This window comes from Gordonia sp. BP-119, from assembly GCF_016924115.1.
Classification (GTDB): Bacteria; Actinomycetota; Actinomycetes; order Mycobacteriales; family Mycobacteriaceae; genus Gordonia; species Gordonia hongkongensis.
The window spans coordinates 1-1,574 of record NZ_JAFFZF010000091.1; the positions used below are offsets into that span (position 1 = coordinate 1).

The window sequence follows — 1,574 nt, forward strand, 5'->3', positions numbered from 1 at the left end:
GCCCCGTGGGTGATGTCGAGATTGCCGATGCCGCCGATCTCGGGGCCATCGCACAGGTCAACGAGACCTCGCAAGCCGTCGTCGGTTCGACGTTGGTGGAGTTGTTCGAGCAGCAGGTTCTGCGTACTCCGGATGCTGTTGCTGTGGTGTTCGAGGATGAGCGGTTCACTTACGCGGAGTTTGATGCGCGGGTGAATCGGTTGGCCCGCAGGTTGATCGAGGCGGGTGTGGGTCCGGACGTGTGTGTCGGTCTGGCGATGCGCCGCTCGACTGAGCTGCTTGTGGGCATCTACGCGGTGCTCACGGCCGGTGGCGCCTATGTGCCGGTCGATCCGGATCACCCGGCTGAGCGCACGAGGTACGTCCTGGAGGCATCCGCGCCGGTCGTTGTGCTCACCGGTGGCGGCGTCCAGCTCGAGGTGCCTGTGGGTACGGAGTTGTGGGATCTCGATTCAGTTGACGTGTCGGCTTATTCGACGGCTCCCGTGGTCGATGCGGACCGCCGCGGCAGACTACGTGGTGCCGACATCGCCTATGTCATCTTCACCTCTGGTTCGACGGGACGTCCGAAGGGTGTCGCGGTGCCGCATGAGGGCATTGTGAACCGACTGGTGTGGATGCAGGCGCAGTACGCGCTCACCGGCGACGACGTGGTCATCCAGAAGACCCCGGTCACGTTTGATGTGTCGGTGTGGGAGTTGTTCTGGCCCTTGCAGGTCGGCGCGGAACTCGTCATCGCCCGTCCCGATGGTCATCGTGATCCGTTGTATTTGGCGGATCTGATCGAGGCGCGCGGTGTGACGACGGCGCATTTCGTGCCGTCGATGTTGTCGGCGTTCACCTCGGTGGTCGAACATGGGCGGGTGCCGTCGTTGCGGCAGGTGTTCTGTTCGGGTGAGGCGTTGACTCCGCAGGCGGCCCGTGCGTTCGCCGATCTCAGCGGCGCGGCCCTGCATAATTTGTATGGTCCGACCGAGGCGTCGGTGGACGTGACGTTCCACGAGTACACAGCCGCCGACATCGTCACGGTGCCCATCGGTGCGCCGGTGTGGAACACCCGTGTTCGCGTGCTCGATGAGCGTCTTCATTCGGTGCCGGTGGGTGTCGCGGGTGAGTTGTATCTGGCCGGTGTGCAGTTGGCGCGTGGGTATGTCGGTCGCCCGGACTTGTCGGCAGATCGTTTTGTGGCCGATCCGAATGGCTCCGGTGAACGGATGTACCGTACCGGCGATCTGGTCAAGTGGGTGGAGACTGCCTCGGGCTCTCTGGAACTGGTGTATCTGGGTCGCACCGACTTCCAGGTGAAGCTACGCGGTCTGCGGATCGAGCTCGGCGAGATCGAGGCTGCATTGCTCGAGCAGCCGGGTGTGGGTCAGGCTGTTGTGCTCGTTCGCGAGGATGTGCCGGGCGTGCAGCAGTTGGTGGGCTATGTGGTGGCGGCGCCGGGTGGGCAGGTCGAGGTCGATGCGTTGACTGCCGTACTCGCGACCAGGTTGCCGGAGTACATGGTGCCGGCGATGTTCGTGTCTCTCGAGGCTCTGCCGCTCAACGCCTCGGGCAAACTCGACCGCAAG

General features: G+C 64.0%; 1 protein-coding gene. It reads left to right on the forward strand.

Features of this window, described 5'->3' with window-relative positions:
• Positions 1-1,574, forward strand: a 1,574-nt coding sequence (locus JW364_RS23925; RefSeq protein WP_205334497.1) for an amino acid adenylation domain-containing protein, incomplete at both ends; no start/stop codon positions are given.